General features: G+C 67.6%; 18 protein-coding genes. 5 read left to right on the plus strand and 13 right to left on the minus strand.

From position 1 onward, the window contains the following. Nucleotides 1–41 precede the first annotated feature (41 nt). Nucleotides 42–2381, minus strand: coding sequence for an Orn/Lys/Arg family decarboxylase (locus tag BTE28158_RS06195; RefSeq protein ID WP_151049769.1), 2340 nt, complete (start codon nucleotides 2379–2381; stop codon nucleotides 42–44). A 3-nt stretch (nucleotides 2382–2384) separates the two neighbouring features. Continuing rightward, nucleotides 2385–3911: an arginine/agmatine antiporter gene (gene adiC / locus BTE28158_RS06200; RefSeq protein WP_151049771.1), complete on the minus strand. Its 1527-nt coding sequence runs from the start codon at nucleotides 3909–3911 to the stop codon at nucleotides 2385–2387. 583 nt (nucleotides 3912–4494) lie between these two features. On the opposite strand from adiC, the gene BTE28158_RS06205 reads away from it, so the two are divergent. The 4 genes from BTE28158_RS06205 to BTE28158_RS06220 all read left to right on the plus strand — a co-directional run bounded on the left by BTE28158_RS06205 (nucleotide 4495) and on the right by BTE28158_RS06220 (nucleotide 8360). Then, nucleotides 4495–5949 (plus strand): M20 family metallopeptidase, encoded by a 1455-nt coding sequence (locus BTE28158_RS06205; protein ID WP_151049773.1) that lies wholly within the window; start codon nucleotides 4495–4497, stop codon nucleotides 5947–5949. 75 nt (nucleotides 5950–6024) lie between these two features. Beyond that, nucleotides 6025–7134 (plus strand): malate/lactate/ureidoglycolate dehydrogenase, encoded by a 1110-nt coding sequence (locus BTE28158_RS06210; protein ID WP_124901204.1) that lies wholly within the window; start codon nucleotides 6025–6027, stop codon nucleotides 7132–7134. Next, nucleotides 7131–7538 (plus strand): TfoX/Sxy family protein, encoded by a 408-nt coding sequence (locus tag BTE28158_RS06215; RefSeq protein WP_124901205.1) that lies wholly within the window; start codon nucleotides 7131–7133, stop codon nucleotides 7536–7538. The genes BTE28158_RS06210 and BTE28158_RS06215 overlap by 4 nt, the downstream gene beginning before the upstream one ends. 243 nt (nucleotides 7539–7781) lie before the next feature. Continuing rightward, the gene (locus tag BTE28158_RS06220) at nucleotides 7782–8360 is read left to right on the plus strand and encodes an NnrU family protein (protein ID WP_124901206.1); all 579 of its coding nucleotides are present in this window, start codon (nucleotides 7782–7784) and stop codon (nucleotides 8358–8360) included. Between the two features lie 175 nt (nucleotides 8361–8535). On the opposite strand, the gene BTE28158_RS06225 is transcribed toward BTE28158_RS06220, so the two are convergent. The 3 genes from BTE28158_RS06225 to BTE28158_RS06235 all read right to left on the minus strand — a co-directional run bounded on the left by BTE28158_RS06225 (nucleotide 8536) and on the right by BTE28158_RS06235 (nucleotide 10285). Further along, entirely contained in the window at nucleotides 8536–9273 is a 738-nt protein-coding gene (locus BTE28158_RS06225; protein ID WP_151049775.1) for a sulfite exporter TauE/SafE family protein, read from the minus strand. Between the two features lie 209 nt (nucleotides 9274–9482). Then, nucleotides 9483–10061 carry a DUF488 domain-containing protein gene (locus BTE28158_RS06230; protein ID WP_151049777.1) on the minus strand — a complete coding sequence of 193 codons (579 nt, stop codon included), beginning with the start codon at nucleotides 10059–10061 and terminating at the stop codon, nucleotides 9483–9485. Further along, a complete protein-coding gene (locus BTE28158_RS06235) occupies nucleotides 10058–10285 on the minus strand; it encodes a hypervirulence associated TUDOR domain-containing protein (protein WP_059600140.1) in 228 nt (75 codons plus the stop codon). Before BTE28158_RS06235 ends, BTE28158_RS06230 begins: the two co-directional genes overlap by 4 nt. Before the next feature lie 503 nt (nucleotides 10286–10788). Here BTE28158_RS06235 and BTE28158_RS06240 point away from each other — a divergent pair. After that, nucleotides 10789–11208 (plus strand): Gfo/Idh/MocA family oxidoreductase, encoded by a 420-nt coding sequence (locus BTE28158_RS06240; RefSeq protein WP_151049779.1) that lies wholly within the window; start codon nucleotides 10789–10791, stop codon nucleotides 11206–11208. On the opposite strand, the gene BTE28158_RS06245 is transcribed toward BTE28158_RS06240, so the two are convergent. The 8 genes from BTE28158_RS06245 to BTE28158_RS06280 form a co-directional block, all read right to left on the minus strand. Further along, complete coding sequence (locus BTE28158_RS06245; RefSeq protein WP_151049781.1) at nucleotides 11205–12311, minus strand: porin; 1107 nt, start codon at nucleotides 12309–12311, stop codon at nucleotides 11205–11207. The genes BTE28158_RS06240 and BTE28158_RS06245 overlap by 4 nt on opposite strands. A gap of 107 nt (nucleotides 12312–12418) precedes the next feature. Further along, nucleotides 12419–14845 carry a membrane-bound PQQ-dependent dehydrogenase, glucose/quinate/shikimate family gene (locus tag BTE28158_RS06250; RefSeq protein ID WP_059685886.1) on the minus strand — a complete coding sequence of 809 codons (2427 nt, stop codon included), beginning with the start codon at nucleotides 14843–14845 and terminating at the stop codon, nucleotides 12419–12421. A gap of 659 nt (nucleotides 14846–15504) precedes the next feature. Then, complete coding sequence (locus tag BTE28158_RS06255; RefSeq protein ID WP_124901212.1) at nucleotides 15505–16335, minus strand: aldo/keto reductase; 831 nt, start codon at nucleotides 16333–16335, stop codon at nucleotides 15505–15507. Nucleotides 16336–16397: 62 nt separating this feature from the next. After that, nucleotides 16398–18176 (minus strand): FAD-binding protein, encoded by a 1779-nt coding sequence (locus BTE28158_RS06260; RefSeq protein ID WP_151049783.1) that lies wholly within the window; start codon nucleotides 18174–18176, stop codon nucleotides 16398–16400. A gap of 146 nt (nucleotides 18177–18322) precedes the next feature. Beyond that, nucleotides 18323–18475, minus strand: coding sequence for a hypothetical protein (locus BTE28158_RS06265; protein WP_159086507.1), 153 nt, complete (start codon nucleotides 18473–18475; stop codon nucleotides 18323–18325). A gap of 26 nt (nucleotides 18476–18501) precedes the next feature. After that, complete coding sequence (locus tag BTE28158_RS06270) at nucleotides 18502–19344, minus strand: shikimate dehydrogenase family protein (RefSeq protein ID WP_151049786.1); 843 nt, start codon at nucleotides 19342–19344, stop codon at nucleotides 18502–18504. Continuing rightward, nucleotides 19341–21896 (minus strand): branched-chain amino acid ABC transporter ATP-binding protein/permease, encoded by a 2556-nt coding sequence (locus tag BTE28158_RS06275; RefSeq protein ID WP_151049788.1) that lies wholly within the window; start codon nucleotides 21894–21896, stop codon nucleotides 19341–19343. Before BTE28158_RS06275 ends, BTE28158_RS06270 begins: the two co-directional genes overlap by 4 nt. Further along, nucleotides 21893–22762: a branched-chain amino acid ABC transporter permease gene (locus tag BTE28158_RS06280; RefSeq protein ID WP_151049790.1), complete on the minus strand. Its 870-nt coding sequence runs from the start codon at nucleotides 22760–22762 to the stop codon at nucleotides 21893–21895. The genes BTE28158_RS06275 and BTE28158_RS06280 overlap by 4 nt, the downstream gene beginning before the upstream one ends. Between the last annotated feature and the right edge of the window lie 88 nt (nucleotides 22763–22850).

The following is a 22850-nucleotide window of genomic DNA, read 5'->3' on the forward strand; positions in this document are numbered from 1 at the left end:
GCCGGCCGCGTTCTGCCGGCGCGGCGTCGCGGCGCGCATGCTCAGCGCGTGTTGGTGTCGCGCGCGGTTTTCTTGATGCACGCGATCCGGTACACGCCGTCCTCGACTTCGACGCCATGCGTGTCGTGCGTGAAGCCGGGGAAGCGCAGGTCGTATTGCTCGAGCGCCTTCAGGTAGCCGAGCAGCGGGCCGTCGGCGGGCCCTGCGTTCTCGCCGGGCATCAGCAGCGGAATGCCGGGCGGATAGGGCACGACGCCTGTCGCGACGGTGCGGCCTTCCATCTCCGACAGCTCCAGCATCTCGATGTCGTTGTGCACGAGATGCTCGAACGCCTCGGCCGGGCTGAAGTCGGGCTGCGGCAGCGTCGAGAAGCCGCGCGACATCATCTCGGTCGTCTTCAGGTCGCTCATCGCGCTGAACATCAGGTCGCACAGATCGCGCAGGCCGAGCTTGCCGTAGCGGTCCGGATAGCGCGCGACGAGTTCCGGCAGCGCCTGTTCGAGCGGCGCGTTCGCGTCGTAGTCGCGCTTGAAGTCGAGCAGCGTGTTGACGAGCGTGCCCCACTTGCCCTTCGTCACGCCGATCGAGAACAGGAACAGGATCGTGAAGTCGGTCGTCTTCTCGACGACGATCCCGTGACGGTCCAGATACGCGGTGACGACCGACGCCGGAATGCCGACCGGCATCAGCCCGCCGTGCGGCGCGACGCCCGGCGTGACGATCGACACCTTGATCGGATCGAGCATGCAGTAGTCGTCCTCGATCTCGCCGAAGCCGTGCCACGTCTCGCCCGGATGCAGCACCCAGCACGACGGATCGGTGGCGAGCAGCGTTTCGTCCGCTTCATGGAACGGCACGCGCCGGCCCGTCTTGCGATCGACCACGGTGTCCGGCTGCCAGCCGTTGAAGAACCAGTCGTCGCTCTCCTCGCATTCCGCATGCAGCCGCGCGAGCATCCGGCGGAACGACACGGCCTCGCGGATCGCGTCGGTCGTCAGCGCCTCGCCGCCGGGGCCGTCCATCATCGCGGCGCTCACGTCGTTCGACGCGATGATCGCGTAGTTCGGCGACGTCGACGCATGCATCATGTATGCCTCGTTGAAGCGTGCATGCTCGATCGGATTGCGGCCGTCGCGGACGTGGATGAACGACGCCTGCGACAGCGCGGCGAGCAGCTTGTGCGTCGACTGCGTCGCGAACACGGTCGGCTTGCTTGCGTCGTGCTGCGACGGATCGCCGTGCATCGCGTGACGATCGCGGTAGATCGGGTTGAAGCGCGCGTAGCCGTACCACGCTTCATCGAAATGCAATCGGTCGACGCTCTGGCCGAGCAGTTCCTCGACGCGCGCGACGTTGTAGCAGAGGCCGTCGTACGTCGAGTTCGTGATCAGTGCATGCACCGGCGTCGGATCGATGCCGTCACGCCCGCGCACCAGCGGGTTCGCGTCGATCGCGAGGCGCACGGCGGCGGCCGTGAGCCGTTCCGGCATGATCGGCCCGATGATCCCGTAATGGTTGCGTGACGGGATCAGGTAGGTCGGAATCGCGCCGGACATCGTCATCGCGTGCTCGGCCGACTTGTGGCAGTTGCGGTCGCACAGCGCGACCTGGTTGCGCGTGACGCTCGCCATCAGGATCACGCGGTTCGACATCGACGAGCCGTTCGTCACGTGATACGTGCGGTGCGCGCCGAACACGCGCGCCGCGTAGCGTTCGCTTTCGCCGATCGGACCGGAGTGGTCGAGCAGCGAGCCGAGTTCGCCGACCGAGATCGACAGGTCCGAGCGGAACAGCGCCTCGCCGAAGAATTCGAAGTACGCGCGGCCGACCGGCGATTTCAGGAACGCGGTGCCGCCCGTATGGCCCGGCGTGTGCCACGAGTATTCGTACACGCGCGAGAACTGCGCGAGCGCGCGGAACATCGGCGGCAGCACGGTTTCGCGGTAGCGTTCGATCGCGGCGACGATCCGCCCGCCGATGAACGCGGTGGTGTCCTCCAGCATCCAGATGAAGTCGTCGGCCTTGCGCATCGCGTCGACGGGAATCGCGGCTGCGCTCGCGCGGCTCGCGAGCAGGAACACCGGCACCGTCGCATTGCGCGCGCGCATCGCGTCGAGCACGGCCTGGGCGGGCGCATGGGCGGGATCGTTGCCGAGCTCCCAGTTGAGCAGCAGGCACTGGATCGCGGGATCGGCGTCGACCACCGCGCGCGCGTCGTCGGCGGAGGTCGCGATCACGACGTCGACGAGCCGCGTGCGCAATTCTTCGACGAGCGCGGTGGCCGCGCGTCCGGTGGCCGTGCGTTCGTCGATGTCGTGCTGCACGAGCAACGCCTTCATGCCGAGGCGACGGAACGCCGGTTGGGTCAAGGAAGCGGTCATGGGTCATTCCCCCGTTTGCTGGGTTGCCTGGACGCCCGCGGCCGGCGAGCGTGCGTGAAGGATGTCGGCCGTGTGTCGGCCCACGGAGATCCAGAAGGTCGCGACGAGCGCGGCGATGGTGATGCCGAGCGCGAGGTAGCGCACCCAGCGCGGCGAGCGGCCGCCCGGATGGATGTGGGTTTCCTCGATTTCGCGCTGACGGTTGATCGACAGCTCGTAGAACACGATCGTCGCGATCACGAAGATCAGCGACCAGCGCGTCTGCTGGCCGTCGGAGCCGACCATCGCCCACAGCGCGTAGACGGCGCCGATCAGGCCGACGATCGTGTAGAAGGTGAACTGGTGCGACGGCATCTTGCCGTAGCCGAGCACCTTGATCGCGATGCACGAGTAGATGTATGGCAGGAGCGTCATGATCACGGCGATCGACGCGATCTTGCCGAACTGCTCGCTCGCGCTCGGCGACATCGTCGCGAGCACCTGCACCGACATGATGATCGCGACGATCGCAAGGCCGGCCGACGGCACGTTCTTCGAGTTGACGCGGGCAAACACGCCGGCGAACAGACCGTCGTCGGCCGCGGCCTTCGCGGTCTGGCCGACCAGCAGCGTCCAGCCCGCGAGCGAGCCGAGGCAGCCGAGCGCCGCGCAGATCGCGACCGCGTTCGCGGCGGTGTCGCCGAGCGCGAGGCGCGCGGCATCCGCGAACGGCGCGCTCGACGCGAGCAGTGCCTTGTTCGGGATCATCCCCATGATCACGGTCGAGCTGAGCACGTAGCAGACGGCCGCGAGCACGACGCCGCCGACGGTCGCGATCGGCACGTTGCGCGACGGGTTTTCGACGACACCGGCCGACACCGACGCGCTCTCGACGCCGATGAACGCCCACAGCGTGAAGTTCAAGGTCGCGCCGATCGCGCCGAAGCTGCTCGTACCCGACACGTTCCAGCCGGCGAAGTACACGTCCTTGCTGAACCAGAACCAGCCGAACACGGCCATCCCGAGGATCGGCACGAGCGCGAAGATCGTCGTGACCGACTGCACGCGGCCGACCACGTTCGGTCCGAGAATGTTCGCGTAGGTGAACAACCAGATCACGAAGATCTGCGCGAGCGCGAATACCAGCGGGTCGCGCAGCATCGGGAAGAAGTGCGTGAGATAGCCGAGGCCGGCGACCGCCAGGCCGACGTTGCCGAGCACGTTCGCGAGCCAGTAGATCAGATTGGTCTGGTAGCCGATGTACGGGCCGAACGACTTGCGCGCATACGCATACGGGCCGCCGGCGGCCGGGTCGATTGCCGCGAGCTTCGCGAACACCAGCGCGAGCGACACGGCGCCGACGACGGTGATCAGCCAGCCGAAGATCGCGATGCCGCCGGTGGCGGCGAGGTTCGCGGGCAGCATGAAGACGCCGGAGCCCATCATGTTGCCCGCAACCATCAGCGTGGCGGGGATGACGCCGATTTTCGGCGTGGCGGTCGCGGCTGGCGCGACGGTGGAGCGGGAGGGGGACGAGCTGGCATCGGACATGCGAGGCTCCTTGAATGATCGTGATGCGGTTGAGGTGGCGCGGCCCGGCGCCCGTCGACGATTCCGGAATGGTCCGTCGTTTTATTGAACGACAGCATCTTATCTCTTAATTGAATTCGAGTAAGAGTAAACGATGTAATTTAATATCTTGAATATTGATGATCATCATTGATGAAGATGAAATGTCATGATGCGACCCGATGGGGGCGCATGGCCCCGCGCGGCGGGCTTGAGCCGGCCCCGGTCATGTTCGCGGGCGAGATGTCGTGAAAATCGAACGGATAATTGTTTTTTGCCGAACTGGTTAATTCAATTTATGGGCTGAATGACTCGGAAAGTCTTGATCGAATTGGTCGGTTATTATCGAGTACTCGAAATGCGCTCGCCGTCGCCCGTGATTGTTTTAACCGAACGGTGATTCCGATGACGATACCGCCTTCCCGCAGGCCGTTTGAGCGGGCGCGCCAGGCGCTGCGGGAAACGGGCCCGAACGGGCCCCTGAATACGGCCACGGAAAGCGCCCTGGGGCGGGGGCATCGGCGTATCATCCGGTTTTTCGTCAGCCCTATCCAGGCACCCCACCATGACCTCCGTCGACACTACCCCCGTCCTCGACCATGACAAGCTCGTTACCTTCGTCGAGCGCAAGTGGAACGATGAAATTCTCCACGCACTGACCGACTACATCGCGATCCCGGCGAAGAGCCCCGCGTTCGACCCCGACTGGGCGAAGCGCGGGTATCTCGAGCGGGTCGTCACCGATGCCGCGCAGTGGGCCGAACGCCAGCCGGTGAAAGGCCTGAAGCTCGAGATCGTGCGCTTGCCCGGCCGCACGCCGGTGATCTTCTTCGAAACGCCTGCGACGCGCTCGGGCAGCACCGACACGATCCTGCTGTACGGCCACCTCGACAAGCAGCCCGAATTCGACGGCTGGCGCGCGGACCTCGGCCCGTGGACACCGAAGTACGAGAACGGCAAGCTGTACGGCCGCGGCGGCGCGGACGACGGCTATGCGATCTACGCGAGCCTCGCGGCGCTCGGCGCGCTCGACGAGCAGGGCGTCGAACGGCCGCGCTGCGTCGGCCTGATCGAGACCTGCGAGGAGTCGGGCAGCTACGACCTGCTGCCGTACGTCGACGCGCTGCGCGACCGGCTCGGCCAGGTGTCGCTCGTCGTGTGCCTCGATTCGGGCGCGGGCAACTACGACCAGATGTGGCTCACGACGTCGCTGCGCGGGCTGGTGTCCGGCGACCTGCAGGTCGAGGTGCTCGAGGAAGGCGTGCACTCCGGCGTCTTCGGCGGCATCGCGCCGTCGAGCTTCCGCGTGATGCGCCAGCTGTTCGAGCGCCTGGAAGATGCGAAGAACGGCAACTTGTTGCCGGGCGTGTTCCATTGCGAGATTCCCGACAGCCGCGTACGCGAAGCCGACACGGCCGCCGCGATCCTCGGCGACGCCGTGTGGAAGGGGCTGCCGTGGGCATGCGGCGCGGACGGCAAGCCGGTGCTGCCGACCACGACCGATCCGCGCGAGGCGCTGCTGAATTCGACGTGGCGTCCGTCGCTGTCCGTGACGGGCGCGGCCGGTCTGCCGGCGCTCGCCGACGCGGGCAACGTGCTGCGTCCGCGCACCGCGTTCAAGCTGTCGCTGCGCCTGCCGCCGCTCGTCGACGCCGCACAGGCCGTGCAGCAGCTGAAGGAACTGCTCGAACTCGATCCGCCGTACAACGCGAAGGTCACGTTCAAGCCGGACGCGGGCGCCGCGACCGGCTGGAGCGCGCCGGATCTCGCGCCGTGGCTCGCGTCGTCGCTCGACGCCGCGTCGCGTCGCCACTTCGGCGCGGACTGCGCGTACATGGGTCTCGGCGGCACGATCCCGCTGATGAACGTGCTGCAGGCCGGCTTCCCGTCCGCGCAGTTCATGGTGTGCGGCGTGCTCGGGCCGAAGTCGAATGCGCACGGCCCGAACGAGTTCCTGCACGTGCCGTACGCGAAGAAGCTGACCGCGGCGGTGGCGGACGTGATCGCGTCCTCGCGCTGAGCGTTCGCGCTGCCCGACCCGAACGGATTCGACCGGATTCACCCGGATTCACCCCGACCTCACGGAGCCTTGCCGATGACCGCGCTGCCGACTTCCGATACCGACCCGCTGAGCATGCGCGCCGAACCGCTGCATGCATTCGTCGCGGCACTCTGGGAGCGGGCCGGCAGCAGCGAGCGCGAGGCGCGGCTCGTTGCCGATCATCTGGTCGGTGCCAATCTGGCGGGTCACGATTCGCACGGGATCGGGATGATCCCGAACTACGTGGCGTCGTGGCGGGAAGGGCAGCTGCAATTGAACGGGCACGCGTCGATCGTTCGCGACGGCGGCGCGGTACTGACGATCGACGGCGGGCGCGGCTTCGGCCAGGTGATCGCGTTCGAGGCGATGGTCGAAGGGATCGAGCGCGCGCGACGCATGGGCATCTGCGCGATCGGGCTGCGCGACGTCCATCACCTCGGCCGCATCGGGCACTGGGCCGAGCAGTGCGCGCGCTCGGGGCTCGTATCGTTCCATTTCGTCAACGTGCCGGGCGACCTGCTCGTCGCGCCGCTGCACGGCACCGATCCGCGTTTCGGCACGAATCCGTTCTGCGCCGCGTATCCGCGCGCGGGCCGGCCGCCGCTGCTGCTCGATTTCGCGACGAGCGCGATCGCGTATGGCAAGACGCGGGTGGCATACAACCAGCGCAAGCGCGTGCCGGCCGGGTCGCTGATCGATCATCGCGGTCGGCCGACCGACGATCCGGCAGTCATGCACGAGCAGCCGTTCGGCTCGCTGCTGCCGTTCGGACTGCACAAGGGTTATGCGCTGGCGGCGATGTGCGAGATTTTCGGCGGCGCGCTGGTCGGCGGGCATACGACCTACGGCGGCACGCTGCAGAAGACGAGCGCGATCGTCAACGGGATGTTGTCGGTGCTGATCGATCCGAACGCGTTCGACGCGGCCGATGCGGAGCGCGAAGCCGATGCGTTCGTCGAATGGGCGAAGGCGTCGCCGCAGGCGGGCGACGCGCCGGTGCGGATGCCCGGCGAGCCGGAGGAGGCGAGCCGCGCCGCGCGCGGCGCGGACGGCATTCCGGTCGATCGTGCGACGTGGCGGCAGATCCGCGAGAGCGCGGCGGCCGTGGGCTTCGACGACGCGGAACTCGACGTGTGGACGCAGCGCTGCACGGGGCTCGCATGAGCTGGCAATCGGAGAAGGCGCACGGCGAGGAGATCGCGTATCGGCTCGCGCCGCTCGGCAACGTACAGGTCGTGCGGTTCTTCAGCGGCGCCGCGATGCGGCTCGACGGCGTGATGTTCGGTTTCATGTCGCGCGGGTCGCTGTTCCTGCGCGTCGACGACGTGAACCGTCCCGCGTTCGTCGCGGCGGGGATGGGGCCGTTCTCGTATGAGCGTCCCACGCGCACCGTTGCACTCGAGGGCTATTACGAAACGCCGGCCGACGTGCTCGAGGACACGGGCGCGCTGTTCGACTGGTGTCGCGGCGCGTATCGCGCGGCGCTGCTGGCCGGGGCGCCGAAGCGCAAGGCACGGCCGAAGTCGAAGCCGGCGCCGAAACCGGAAGCGACACGCAAGCGCACCTAGCGCCGAGCGTACGGCGGCGCATTTCCTTTCCTTGCTTTCGAGCCACCGCGGGTGCACGCAAGCGCCGGGTTTGACGCACCGCATGTTCCGGCTGCTTCACAACGGCGGCCCCGGCGTTTATGATCGGCGCGATTGTGTCCATGCCCGGCGCAACCCGAGCCGGTCTCGCTGCCGGCCTCGCGAACGGCGCATCGAAAGCCGCGCGAATGATTCCCAACTCATCGTTCCAGACGGAGATAGCCGATGCTCGTCCTGATTCTCGGTTTAGCGATCTTCCTCGGTGTGCATTCGATTCGGATCGTCGCGGACGGCTGGCGATCCGCGACCATCGAGCGGATCGGCGAGAAACGCTGGAAGGGCCCCTATGCGATCGTGTCGATCGTCGGCTTCGTGCTGATCATCTGGGGTTACGGGATTGCGCGCCAGGGCGGGACGCTGCTGTGGGTGTCGCCCGTCGGCATTCGCCATCTCACCGGCATGCTGACCGCGATCGCATTCGTGCTGATCACCGCGTCCTACGTGCCGCGCAACCGCATCAAGACGCTCGTCGGCCATCCGATGGTGGCCGGCGTGATGGTGTGGGCGATCGCGCACCTGCTCGCGAACGGCACGCTGCACGCGGTCGTGCTGTTCGGCGCATTCTTCGTGTGGTCGCTGGTCGATTTCGTCGTGTGGCGCGCGCGCGATCGCCTCGACGGCGTCCGCTATCCGGCCGGCAGGCTGTCGGGCGATGCCGTGACGATCGTCGCCGGGCTCGTCGTATGGGCCGTCTTCGCGCTGTTCCTGCACGGCCCGCTGATCGGCGTGCGGCCGTTCGGCTGAACGCACCCGCCTGCAAGGATCGAAGCGCTTGGCGCGCAAGTCGTCGCAAGCGCCCGCGACATCGAGGCGGGCGCGTGACTCACACCAGCGCTCGGCGCACGGCCGCTTGCCCATTGATTGCGAATCCGTCGCGACCGACGGCGTGCGTGCCATCCGCGCGCTCGGCGCGTGTGCGTCAGATCGGTTTGACGAACAGCCCGACGGTCAGCGCGGCGCCGATGCAGACGATCGCGATCCGCAGCACGCGCTCGTTCACGCGGTGCAGCGCCCACGCACCGAGCAGGCCGCCGGCGATCGCGCCGCCGCCGAGCGCGATGGCCTCGCGCCAGTGCAGGTGCGGCGAGGTCAGGAACAGCACGACCGCCGACGCGTTCATCACGCCAGCGAGCGCATTCTTCGTCGACATCGCGTGACGCGGCGACAGGCCGGCCATCGTCAGCGCGGCCATCATCAGGAACCCGATGCCGCCGCCGAAGTAGCCGCCGTAGATCGCGATCAGGAATTGCGAGATCGCGGCGGTGACGGGGCCGAGATGCTGCGTGCCGGCGCCGGGCTTGCGGAAGAAGCTGCCCCATGCGAACACGACCGTCGCGAACAGCACGAGCCACGGCACGAGGTGCGAGAAGATCGACGACGGGGTTTTCAGCAGCAGCAGGCCGCCGAGCGCGCCGCCGACCACGCTGATCGCGAACAGCGCGCGAAACGACAGCTTGCCCGCGCCGCGCACCATGTTCCGGCTCGCCCAGCCCGTCGTGACCTGGCCGGGGAACAGCGCGACCGTCGACGTGATGTTCGCCGCGAGCGGCGACATCCCCGACACGATCAGCGCGGGCAGCGTGACGAACGAGCCGCCGCCCGCGAGGGCGTTCTGCAGGCCGGCCCACAGGCCGGCGATGATGATGAGGGCGAGCATCGGTGCGGGAGTGCAGAGGTGGCGGGGCGCGCGCGTACGCGCGGTGGACGCACGATGGTAATGCAGGATCGCGGCGGCGCAAAGCGGGGTGAGCGTGCAGCGTATCGGGTGCGCAGCGGGCGCGGTCGATCGACGTGGGCGTTGCATCGGGTCTGCGCACCTTCACGCTTTCATGCCGTCACGGCATCACGCGCACGATCGGTGACGCGTCACGCGGTCGGCTGCGCGCCGGCTTCGTCTGCTGGCGCGTCGCCTTCGACGTCCGGATAGACGATCGTCCCGTCGTCCCGGATCGCCGCGCCGGCCGTGAGGCGCGCGGGCTCCACGCGATTCGGGCCCATGATGTGCAGCACCGTTTCGCCGCGCGCAATCAGGTAATCGGACACGATGCGCCGATGACAGCGCCACCACACGGCTTCCGAACACATGATCGCGCAGCGCTGCCGGTGCCCTTGCGCGATCAGCCGGTCGAGGCCCGTTCGAAACTCGAGCGACAGCGCGTAGTCGGCGTAGCGATGGAAGCTGCGGTTCGTCCAGAAGCCGTTGACCTCGTCGGGCACGCCGCGCGACTTGCCGCGTAGTCCGCCGAGTGCCGCGATGTGCTCGTACGTGATGTCGACCGCGGCCAGTGCGGCGGGGAGCGTTGCTTCGTTGAACTGCGGATTGGTGCGCGAACGCGTCATCTTCCGGATATCGGCCAGCAGCGCGATATCGACCGCGTCGAGCATCCCGACGAACGCGTCGAGCGTGCGGTTCGAATGGCCGATCGTGTAGAACGGGAGCGTCACGTGTCGTCCTTGTCGGCAATGCGTTCGAGCACGCGCCCGCGATGCGCGGCGATGTGGTCGGTGCGATCGCTCTTGATCTCGTATTGCGGATCGTCGGGCGACGCACGGTGGCGATGGCCCTTGTAGTCGAAATCCTGCGTGTGGATCGCGATGATCGTGCCGGTCACGTAACCGGCTTCGGAATTCCAGCGGACGTGGTCGCCCGGCTTGAACAGCGTCGTCATGCGGGGAGCCTCCTTGCCTCGGTGCGGTGTCGTCGGCCGCTGCCGTACGCATTATCGGCGCCGGCCGCGCATGGAGAAAGATACTGAGGGCGGGCGCAAGCGTCATGCCCGCAACCGGCGAGGCTTTCATTTATCCGACGATGCGTGCCCTCAAGTCCCCAGAACCAAATCTCACCCACCAAATTTCCGGGGGCATTCATGTCTGAATTGACCGAATCCAGAAGCGTCTGCGGCGTGCAGCCGATCATCGGTTCAATCGATTCGACTGCCGTTCACATCGAAGGATGTTCGCTACGCTGCTCGCGTACCAGGCGCACTGCACGCTCTCGGACATCCGGGGAAAACGTGCTTGCCTTCTTGTTCATGGCTCGATTCTCTCAAGAATACGAGCCTCCACCCAATTCGGTGCGGTTCAGTGCCGCTGCGCGCTGATCGGATACGAAGGTCGATCTCACCGTGACTGCCTGCCTCGCGTTGCCGAACGGCGTGCTGGGCCAGATCGCATGCAGCTTCAACACGGCGTTTCCCCGTCACGGCGGATCACGGGAACCGACGGCATCCTCGAGACGACCTTCGTCAACAGCCCGCCGCAAGCCGGGCCGCCCGAGATTCATCTGCGCCGCGGCGTACCGTCCGCGACGCCGCGGGAAACCATCGTGCTGCCGGGCGACAGCGGCCTTCTCGCGGAAACCGAGCGCTTCGTGCGCGCCGTCCGGCCCGGCCGGGAGCCGTGGAACGGCAGCACCGAAGCGGAGTCGGTCGATACGATCGCCACGCTCGAGGCGATCGCGCGCAGCATCCGTTCGGGAACCCGGGAACCCGGGAACCCGGGAACGCGTCTAGCGGGATTCACGTCCGTGCAGGCGCTGCAGGCAGCGAATCAGTTGCTCGCCTTGCTTGCGGCAACTGGCGGTGGCTTCTAGAAACGGTCGATCATCCCGAACTGGATTCCGCGCACCGACGCCCCCGGCCACGACGGCGTGAGGCCGATCACGTTCACGCCTTTCAGCGTGAACGCGGCCTGGCCACGGTTATGCAGCCAGGCCGCGCTTGCATAGAGCAGGACGCGCTTCGACAGATCGTATTCGCACGCGGCGCTGAACTGGTCGGCGTCGTTGTCGCCGCCCGACCGGTCACGCAGCCACGTGTACCCCAGCGACGTGCGAAAACGCGCGCTCACCGCATAGCGCGCGGAGGCCGACACGCCGTCGTTGTGGTAGCGGGGCGTTCCGCCGTCGCCATTGAAATACGAGAGGAAGCCGGTCACCGGGCCGAATGCATAGGAGGCGCCGCCGAGGTTGGCGCGCAATGCGCCGCTGCCGTGGGTTTGCTGGTGCGCATATGAAATGCGGAGCGGGCCGTCATGCCACGAGAACGTCTCGATGTGGCCTGCCAGTCCATTGCCGTCGCCGTCGGTTGGCGCGCGCAACGACGCCATGATCGTGGTCGAGAAGCCATGGACCTCGGGTGAAAGGTACGTGATCGCGTTGCTTTCGTACGGCGTGATTTTCGACAGATTGTCGAGGCCCGACGCGATCGTGCCAGCACCGAACGCATCGAGATGCCCCTTGAACGGGATGTAGATCGGCGAATACTGGCGGCCGATCCGCACGGTGCCGTAGCGCGAGCTCACGCCGATCCAGGCCTGGCGGTTGAACAACGTGCCGGCGACGGCCTGACTGCCGTCCGTCGAGCCGAAGCCGTTCTCGAGATCGAACAGGATCTTTACGCCGTTGCCGATATCCTCGGCGCCGCGCACGCCGATGCGCGAGCCGCGATACGCACCGGAATCCATCCGCGCGACGTAGCCGGAGCCCGGATTCGTGATTTCGATGCTCGTGTCGATCGCACCGTACAGCGTCACGCTGCTTTGTGCATGGACCACGGATGCGTGCGCGGCAATGGCCGCCGCTGCGACACCAATGCGGAGCGCGACACGTGTGCCGGCCGCCGGCCGGCGCGCTCGGCCGTTTTCCGACGCGGCATCGTGACGTCGGGGGCGGGAAGCGGGAAGGGAATGACTCATGGGCAAGGGAGGCGGGCAGCCTCGGCAGTGGGGCGACGCGTCGCGTGCGGCGTGGTGCGGCGAGGGTTGCCGCACCATGCCGCACGCAATCCGGTCGAATCAGGCGCTTACTTGTTGTCCGGCAATGCGTAGGCAACCACGTAGTCGCCTCGATCGGGCGACTGGCGCGCACCACCTGCCGAGATGACGATGTACTGCTTGCCGTTGAGGGTATAGCTCATCGGCGTGCCCTGGCTTCCCACCGGCAAACGTGCCTTCCACACTTCCTTGCCCGTCGAGCTGTCGAACGCGCGCAGGTAGTAGTCCTGCGTCGCGGCGAAGAACACGAGGCCGCCGCCCGTCGTGAGCGAGCCGCCGATGGTGGGCATGCCGATCGGCGACGGCATGTGCATCGGCACGCCGTAGAGGCGCGTGTCCTTCACGGTGCCGAGCGGGACTTGCCATGCGATGCTACGGGTTTTCAGGTCGACCGCGGTGAGACTGCCGAACGGCGGCTTCTGGCACGGGATGCCGAGCGGCGAGAAGAAGCGGTCCTTCAGCACCGAGTACGGCGTGCCGCCGAGCGGCACCGCACCCATGCCTGCGTTCACCGATTCGTTGCCGTTGGATGTACCGCTGCGGTTCTTTTCCTTTTCCAGATGGACCCAGAGGCCGAGGCGCATGTCGTTCACGTAGATCATGTCCGCGTTCGGATCATACGAGAGGCCGCCCCAGTTCATGCCGCCGAGCGAACCCGGGAAGCTGAGCGAACGATCGGTGTCCGGTGCAGTGAAAAGGCCGTCGTAGCGCATACCGCGGAAGATCACGCGGCACATCAACTGGTCGATCGGCGTGACGCCCCACATGTCCGAATCCTTGAGCACGTCCGCGCCGATCTGAGGCATGCCGACGGACAGCGGTTGCGTCTTCGAATACGGCTCGTTCGCAATCGACGCGGTCTTGACCGGATGTTCGACGACCTTCGTCAGCGGCTTGCCGGTCGCGCGATCGAGCACGAACAGCTGGCCCATCTTGGTGCCGACGATCAGCGCCGGCACGCGCTTGCCATCTTCCATCGGGAAGTCGATCAGCGTCGGCTGCATCGGCACGTCGTAGTCCCACAGGTCGTGGTGAACGGTCTGGAAGTGCCACTTTTCCGCGCCCGTCGTCGCGTCGAGCGCGAGGATGGATGCACCGTACTTCTCGTCGAGCGCGGTGCGCTTCACGCCCCACAGGTCGATCGCCGCATTGCCCACCGGCATGTAGATCGTGTTCGACGTCGCGTCATAGGTCATCGGCGCCCACACGTTCGGCGTCGAGCGCGTGAAGATCTTGCCCGGTGCCGGCTCCGCGTGATCGTCCGGATTGCCCGGATCGAACGCCCACTTCATCTTGCCGGTCATCACGTCGAAGCCGCGGATCACGCCGCCGGGCATGTCGAGCGACACGTTGTCGGCCACGCGGCCACCCGTGACCACCGTTGTGCCCGCGACCGTCGGCGCCGACGTGAGTTCGTACAGCGGGCTCTTCGCGTTACCGAGGCCGGCCTTCATGTCGACGATGCCGTGATCGCCGAATGCGTCGCAGAGCTTGCCGGTGTCGGCATCGAGTGCGACGAGCTTCGCATCGATCGTGTTCATGAAGATGCGGCGGCGGCACACGGCCGGATCGCCGGACGCGGCGATCGGCAGGACCGGCGTCGAACCGGCGACGGTCGGCTGCACGAGCGGCTTGTCCGCGTCGAAGTAGGCGAGGCCGCGGCAGCGCACCCAGACCGTCGTCTTGGTCGGAAACGCATGGCGCCATTTTTCGGTGCCGGTTGCGGCGTCCACGGCGATCACCGTGTTGTGCGGCGAGCACAGGAACAGCGTCTTGCCGACCTGCAGCGGCGTTTCCTGGTCTTCCGAGCCGCCGCCGTCCGGGCTGAGCGGCGTGTCGCCGGTGTGGAACGTCCATGCGACCTGCAGGTTCTTCACCGTGTCGCGGTTGATCTGCGTGTAGCCCGCGAAGCGGTCGCCGCCGGCCGAGTGACCGTATGCCGTCCAGTCCTCGGTGCCTGCGATGCCCGCCGCCGGCGCGGGCGTCTCGGTGCCGAACGTGCCGTGCGGCACGAACATCCCGTAGACGAACACGCCGTTGCAGGCGAGCAGCACGGCGGCGATGCCCCATGCCGCGCCTCGTGCGGGCGCCTTGCCTTCGGCACGGCGCAGCAGCGGCCAGACCGTCACGAGCAGCATGCCGATCATCGAGAACATGAAGATCCGCGCGTTGAGTGGCCAGAACGCGAAGCCGACTTCCCAGACGGCCCACAGCGCCGTGGCGATCAGCATGACGAGGTAGATCGCGACCGCGCTGGAGCGACGGCGGGCGAGCTGGACGCCGGTCGCGCACAGCGCGAGCCCTGCCAGCAGGTAATACCAGCTACCGCCGCGTGCGACGAGCATGCCGCCGCCGATGATGAAATAGAGCCCGAGAAGCAGCGAGACCAATCCCGCGGCGATCAGGCCGATTCGGGCCGAAGCATGAATCGGCCCTGCAGTTGATTGCTTGGACATGAGTGTCTTCTATCCGGTTGCGCCTGGGCTGCATCGAAGGCAGGAAGAGGGCGCAGCGGGTGGCCCTGTTCGATCACATGGAGGCGGCGCCGCGTTGCATGCATGCGCGGATGCGGGCTTCGCAGATCCTGATCGTGCAGCCTGGTTAGCTGTAGAAATTAACTAAGCGGTGCATTTTAAGGGCGAGCCGCGGATTTTGCTCGCCCTTTTTTTCTTCGATTGTTGTCTGGATGGTTGAAAGTGTGTTGTCGGATTTCGCAACTGGCGCTCGTCGGGATCGGGAGCGCTGCGGCGGCGATCACGCGGGAAGCGCGTGGTCTGGGGGGGGGCGGGAGCGGCGCGTTGACATGATCTCGCTCGAATAGAGCGAGCGTGGGCAGCGGAGGTCGCGCGGCTGGTGCTTGGACAGCGCGGGAGCGGCGTGCCTTTGCGAATGCAGGCAGCGCACGCGATGCAGCCATTCGGCGTTCACCGTATCACTCTCGAGTCGCCAGCAGAACGGGAGGTTCGGCATACCGTTTGTTGGCCATTCACCTGATAAAAGCATCTGTCCTATCAACGGGCGCGACTCTGTAATCTCGAAAACGGAGTCGCACTCTGGTTGCTGAATCCATTGAGCGCCGGACCTCGGGGCGTGCGCAATGCCCCACCCCGGTTCTTCATTCAGCCGGGTCCCACTGCGGCGCGAAAGCCGGGCTGACGAGGCGCTGGTTCTTCGGCAGGCCGCCGATCAGCGCACGATCGGCGTCGTCCAGGCCCACGTCGAGCGATGCCAGGTTGGCGAGCTGATTGCGTTGTCCGGCCGCCTTCGGCACGGCGGCCACGTTCGGCTGGTCAAGCAGCCATTTCAGCGCGACCTGGGTCGGCAGCACGCGATGCTTGTCGGCGATCCGCTGCAGCTCCGGAATCTCCGACACGCGGTTGCGCGCGAGCGGGCTGTACGCGATCAGCGCCATGTCGTGCTCGCGCGCGAATTGCAGCAGCCGCGCCTGACCCAGCAGCACGTGGTACTCGACCTGTATCGCGGCCAGCGGTGCCTGCCGGTTTTCAACGACATCGCGCAACAGCGGAAGCGGAAAGTTCGCGACGCCGATCGCCCGGGCGCGTCCTTGCTCCTTGAACGACACGAGCGTGTCGATCGTCTCGGCAAGATTCCAGTCGGGCGCCGGCCAGTGGATCAGGAACAGGTCCACGTAGTCGGAGCGCAGCGCGCGCAACGTGTTGTCGAGCGATTTCCGCATGCGTTCGGGGCTCAACTGGTCCCACCACACTTTGCTGGTCACGTGAATCTGCTCGCGCGGGACGTTCGACGCCGCGATGGCCTCGCCGACCGCCGCTTCGTTCTCGTATGCGGCCGCGGTATCGAGGTGCCGATAACCCGATTCCAGCGCGAGCGCGACCGCGCGCGTGCAGTCGTCGCCGAGCATGGGCCACGTGCCGAGCCCCAGTTTCGGCATGTTCAACGCGTGGCGGTTGACGATGCATTGCATGAACGATTCCTCCTCGATGGGTTGAGCCGGCTCGGCTTGCCCGTGCCGTGCCGGCGCGTTCGTCAGCCGTGGGCGCTGTCGCAGGTCGAGCGATGCGCGGTGGTCGCGGCCGATGTGCCCGTCGACCCCGCGTCGCGTCGCGCGACGAATTTCGCGATGCGCCAGCCGAATACGATGGCCGGGCCGAGCGTCGTGCCGGGGCCCGGATAGGTGCCGCGGAAGATCGACGCGAGATCGTTGCCGCACGCGAACAGGCCGGGAATCACGCGCCCGTCGACGTCGACCACCTCGCCGTTCGCCGTGCCGCTCAGCCCCGCGCTGCACGCGAGGTCGGCGGGCCATACGGTCACGGCATAGTAGGGCCCGGCGCCGATCGGGCGAATGCACGGGTTCGGCTGTTGCGCCGGGTCGCCATTGAAGCGGCTCATCGGGCTGCTGCCGCGCTGGAACGCCGGATCCTCGCCGTTGGCGGCGTCGCGGTTGTAGGTCGCGACGGTACGCGCCAAGCCGTTCGCATCCACCTGCAATTTCGCTGCCAGCTCAGCCAGCGTCTCGCCCTTGACCAGATAGCCGGCACGCTCGAACGCCGCGATGCGCGCCGCGCTGCGCGCCGGCATCAGCAGGCCGAGGCCATAGGTCCGGATGAACGCCGCATCGACGATCAGATGGGCCGGCACGCTGGGCCCGTTGCCGCTGTCGCGCAGCATGCCCATCACAAAGTCGTGATACGAGTCCGACTCGTTGACGAAGCGCTCGCCGCGGCTGTTGACCGCGATGAGGCCGGGTTTCGCGCGATCGAGAATGATGTGCGGCCAGACGCTGTCGCCGTCGCCGCCCGGGGCACGGCGAATCGAGCACGGCATCCACAGCCCCGGGCTGTCGCCGCCGTTTTCGACCCGCGCATCGACGCGCTGCGCGCGGTCGACGCCGTCGCCGGTGTGCGTCGCCGGCGACAGCGACAGCGGCCGGGCCGCGGCGGGGAAGAACTGCTGGCGCAGCGACGGATGGCGCGTGATGCCGCCGGTCGCGAGCACCACGCCGCGCCGCGCGCCGATTCGCCTGCGGCCGCCGTCCGGCGTCGTGACGATGGCGCCGGTGACGTGGCCGTCGTCGCGTACCAGTTCGAGTAGTGGCGTGTCGAAGCGAATCTCGACCTGGCGCTTGAGCAGGCTGTAATAGAGCCGCGCGGCGAGCGCGTTGCCCATTACGAGCTGCGTGCCGCGCGGAAAACGCAGGCGGTCCATCGCATAGCGGCCGACGACCGCGACCGTGCGTTTGAAGTTCGCGGCCGATGCGAACGGCGCGAGCAGCGCATTGAGGTCGGTGCGCGCGACCATCATCCCGCCGAGCCCCATGAACTCCTTGCGAGGCGGGCGCACGCGCGCGAATGCGCGGCCGAGCACGCGCGCATCGAACGGCGCGGGCACGAGCGCCCGCCCGCCATAGGCCGCGCCGGGGCCGTTCACGTAATCGGGATGCGCGGCGGCGGCGACGAACTTGACTTCGCTGATGCGCGCGAGCTCGTCGATCGCATCGGGGCCGCTCTGCAGGAAGGCTTCGCGCGCGTCGTCGCCGCCGCGTGCGCCGACCACCGACTGCAGGAAGCGGCGCGCATCGTCGATGCTGTCGGGCACGCCCGCGTCGACGCTCAGGCGAGTGCCCGGCACCCACGTCGTGCCGCCCGACGTGGACGTGATGCCGCCCACCACGGCTGTTTTTTCGCAGACGAGGACCGCAAGCCCCTCGTGATGCGCGACGAGCGCGGCGGTCATGCCCGCCGCCCCCGCGCCGAATACCAGCAGGTCCACTTCCTCGTCCCAGTCCTGTTGCACCGCAACCATGTCCACGTCTCCTTCATGTCGTTCCGTCGCGCGCCCGGATTCGATGCGCGGCGGAAGATGCTCCGATAATTGTGGAATAGTATTCCAATAAATAACAAAGTGGAATATGGTTCCAAAAAAATAGGCGAAGCTGCGTGCGGCGACGTTCAGAAGCGGTGCACGATGCCGACGCCGGCCGCGAACTGGCTGCGCGTGGACGACGGCGCCGAGTTGAAGCCGTCGCCGAGCGTGGCGGTCGCGTCGATGATGTGGCCGCTGCCCGTGGTGGCGAACGGGATTCGGCGGGGCGCGCCGCGCACGGCGCTCGCACCCCGCCCGCACGCGCTCAGGCGGCGGTATCGATCAGGAACGCGACCATCCGGTCACAGACCCGCGAGAACATCTGCGTGCCCGTGACGGTTCGGCAGCCGCGGGCACGCGCCGCTTCGATGAACGGCGTGAGCGGCGGCTTCGTGACGACGTCGCCGACGAAGGTGGTGGCCGGCACGCGCGATACGTCGACGGGCGGCGGATCGTCCGCCCGCATGCCCATCGGCGACGCATTGACGATCACGTCGAACGATTCGGGCGCGACGTCCGCGGCGGCGACGCGCACCGTGCCGCGTTGCAGCGTCGCCAGCCGGTCGACCAGCGACGCGGTGCGGGCGGCATCGTTGTCGCGCACGTCGAGCGACGCGACGCCCGCCATCACCAGCGCATGGCCGATCGCCGAGCCTGCGCCGCCCGCGCCGACCAGCAGCGCGCGCTTGCCGCGCAGGTCGCAGCCTGCGTCGCCGAGCGCGGCGACGAAGCCGGTGCCGTCGAACATGCCGCCGTGCCAGCCACCGTCGGCGGTGCGGCGCAGCGTATTGGCCGCGCCGAGGAATGCGGCTTCGTCGGACAGGCTCGTGCAGAACCCGGCGGCGCTGAACTTGTGCGGCACCGTGATGATCACGCCGTCGACGTTGCGCATCGGCGTGATGCCCGCGAAGAACGCCGCGAGATCGTCCGGCGCGACGTGCGCGGGGACGACCAGCGCGTCGAGTCCGGCCTCGCGCAGCGCGGCCGTCACGCCCTTGGGCGAACGGACCTGCGCGATCGGATCACCGACGATGAAGTGGACACGGGTCGCACCGCTCAGGCCTTCGTCGAGCGAAACCGGGGTGGTCGGGGTCAAGGGGGCAATCATGCTGTTTTCATCTCCTGGGTGGAACCGGCTTCGTTGTGTACGATGCCGAGCAATTTCGCCTGGGTGGCGGGGTCCTGTTCGAGCGCGACCGCGCTGCTTTCGTGCGCGACGTGACCGTTGACGAGCACGTATGCGCGATCGGCGATCGGCAGCACCATGTCGGCCTGGTGCTCGACGATCACGACGCTCGCGCGCTCGCGTAGCTTGACGACCGCGTCGAGCACTTCCTGCACGACGGCGGGCGCGAGCCCTTCGAACGGCTCGTCGAGCAGGATGGCCTTCGCCGGCGCCATCAGCGCGCGGGCGATCGCCACCATCTGCCGTTCGCCGCCGGACAGGTGTTCGGCACGCGCATCCTTGCGCGCCGCGAGGCGCGGGAACAGCGTGAACATTTCGTCGACGCTCGCGCCGCCCTTGCGCGCGGCGAGCCGCAGGTTCTCGGCAACCGTGAGGTTGGGGAACAGCCGGCGGCCTTCGGGCACCATCGCGAGCCCGAGGCGATTGATCTCGTGCGCGGGGCGCCCGGTGATGTCGTGGCCGTCGAACACGATGCGCCCGGCCGTGACTTCGGCGACGCCGGTCGCGGCGCGCAACGTCGTCGTCTTGCCAACGCCGTTGCGGCCGAGGATCGCGATGACTTCGCCTTCGTGGAGCGTGAGGTCGATGCCGTCGAGGATCGTGTTGCCGGTGTAACCGGCCTTCACTCCTTCGAGGCGCAGCAGCGGGCGTCGCGCCGGCGCGGCTTCTTCGTGCTGCGCGCCGCGTCGTGCGGCCAGCCGCGCATCGACCGGCCGCTCGCCCTTCGCGTGGCCGAGATAGGCTTCGACCACCTCGGGATGGCGCGCGACTTCGGCAGGCGAGCCGTCCGCGATCAGCCGGCCGCGATGGAGCACGCTGACGCGATCGGAGATCGTCAGCACGCGATCGATGTCGTGCTCGATCAGCAGTACCGCATGATGGTTGGCCAGCTCGCGGATGATCGCCGCCACGCGCACGCGATCGGCCTCGGCAAGCCCCGCGAGCGGTTCGTCGAGCAGCAGCAGGCGCGCGCGGGTCGCGAGCGACAGCGCGATTTCGAGCAGGCGCTGCTCGCCATGCGACAGGCTTTCGCAGCCGTGCGCCGCGCGATCGTCCAGCCCGACCGCCGCGAGCAGCGACCAGGTCAGCGCATTCTGTTCGCCGAGCGTGTGCGCGTCGCGCCACATGCCGAGGCGATCGTGCTGCGCGGCCTGTACGGCCACGCGTACGTTCTCGAACACGGTGAGGTTGCGGAACACGCTGAGGATCTGGAACGAGCGGCTCATGCCGAGCCGCACGCGGCGAAACATCGCGAGCTTCGTCACGTCCCGGCCGTCGAACGTGATCGTGCCGGCCGTCGGCGACAGCACGCCCGTCAGCATGTTGAAGAACGTGGTCTTGCCCGCGCCGTTCGGGCCGATGAAGCTGTGCAGCCGGCGCGGATGGACGTCGAGGTCGATCTGTTCGGCGGTCACGAGCGAGCCGAAATGTTTCGACAGCCCGCGCACGCTCAGCACGGGCTTGTCGGAATCGGTGTCGATGCCGCCGGCGCGATACGGCGCGATCGTGTCGGGACGCGCGGGAATCGTGTCGCGCACGAGGGTCCAGCGCGGGCGTCGCAGCAACCGCTGCACGATGCCGTGGATACCCTCGGGCGAGAAGAACGCGAACGCGATGATGATCGGCGCGAAGATCAGCCACCAGTGCTCGGTCAGGCTGCTGAGCTTGTCCTCGAGCAGGATGAACGCGATCGCGCCCCACAGCGGCCCGAGAAACTGGTGGACGCCGCCGAGCACAGTCATCAACAGGCTGTCGCCCGCGTGCTCCCAGCTCAGGTTGTTCGCGTATGCGCCTTGCAGCATCAGGCACAGCAGGCCGCCTGCGTAGCCGATCACGGCGGCCGAGATCACGAACGCACGCAGCTTGAGCCGATACGTGTCGTAGCCGAGACTCGCCGCGCGCTGCTCGTTGTCGCGCAACGCCTGCAGCGCCCGCCCGAACGGCGCGTGCACGAGGCGCCACAGCAGATACGCGATGGCGATCACCGTCACGCACGCGAATACGTGGAAGCCGACGGTCGTCGGGAAAGTCGGGCGCGGCACGTTCTGCAGCCCGTTTTCGCCGCCGGTCACATCCGTCCACTTGAATGCGATCTCGAATGCGATCTGCGAACAGGCGAGGGTGAGCAAAGAGAAGTACAGCCCGCGCCGGCGCAACACGATCGCGCCGATCAGCGCGGCCAGCACGGTCGTCACGACCACGCTGGCCGCGAGCGCGAGCAGCTCGTTGCCGAGCACGCGCAGCAGCGACACGGCGACCAGGTACGTGGCCGTGCCGAAGAACACCGATGCGCCGAACGGCACGAGGCCCGTGTACGCGACCAGCAGGTTCACGCCCATTCCGTAGAGCGTGTAGATCGCGATCTGGGTCGCGCGCTCGAGCGGCGTGCCGGTCGCGGTGAGCGCGAGCGACACGAGGACGAGCGCGGTGGTCAGCACCGCGACAGGGTGGCGGGTCAGATAGTCGGGTTTCACTCGAAGCGCTCCCAGCGTTCACCAAACAGCCCGCGAGGGCGGACGAGAAGGACGAGTGCCATCAGCACGTACATGGCGACTGACGAGCCCTCCGGAAAGAACTGGACGGCCAGCGCGGTCACGATGCCGACCAGCAGGCCCGCGACCACGGCGCCGGCGAACGAGCCGAGCCCGCCGATCGTCACGATCACGAAGGCCGGCATCACGGCGGTCGTCGCCATCCCCGGCGTGACCGTGACGAGCGGCGCGGCGAGCACGCCGGCGGCGCCCGCGAGCAGTGCGCCGAGCGCGAAGGCGCCGGTCAGCACGCGCGGCAGGTTGATGCCGAGCAGCCCGACCATTTCCGGATCGCGGCTGCCGGCGCGCAGGATCCGCCCGTACGGCGTGTAGTTCATGAACCACCACAGCACGACGAGGATCGCGACCGTCGCGGCGAGCACGAACAGCCGGTACTTCGTGATCAGCAGCGGCCCGTACACGAGGAAGCCGTTGAGCATTTCGGGCGGGCTGAACGGCAGGCCGCCCGCGCCCCACACGAGGCGCACCAGCGCGGTCAGCAGCAGCGACAGCGCGAACGTGACGATCAGGCCGAGCAGTGGCTCCTTGCCGTACAGGCGTCGGATGAACACCAGTTCGATCAGCACGCCCACCGCCGCGACGAGCACCGGCGCGAGCACGACGGCGCCCCATCCGAACTGCGTCGACAGCGCGATCGCGAAATAGGCGCCGAGCGCGAACAGTGCGCCATGCGCGAAATTCACGATGCCGAGCAGCCCGCAGATGATCGACAGTCCGATCGCGAGCAATACATAGAGGAATCCCAGCACCAGTCCGTTGGCGACCTGGGACAACAACATTTCAGCCATGCCCTTACTCCAGAGTGCGGCCCGCCGCCGCCGCGCCACGCCCCGTGGTGACGGGCGAGCGGCGGGCCGCGACGCGCGCGGGATACGC

The sequence above is a fragment of the Burkholderia diffusa genome (assembly GCF_902499115.1).
Classification (GTDB): domain Bacteria; phylum Pseudomonadota; class Gammaproteobacteria; order Burkholderiales; family Burkholderiaceae; genus Burkholderia; species Burkholderia diffusa.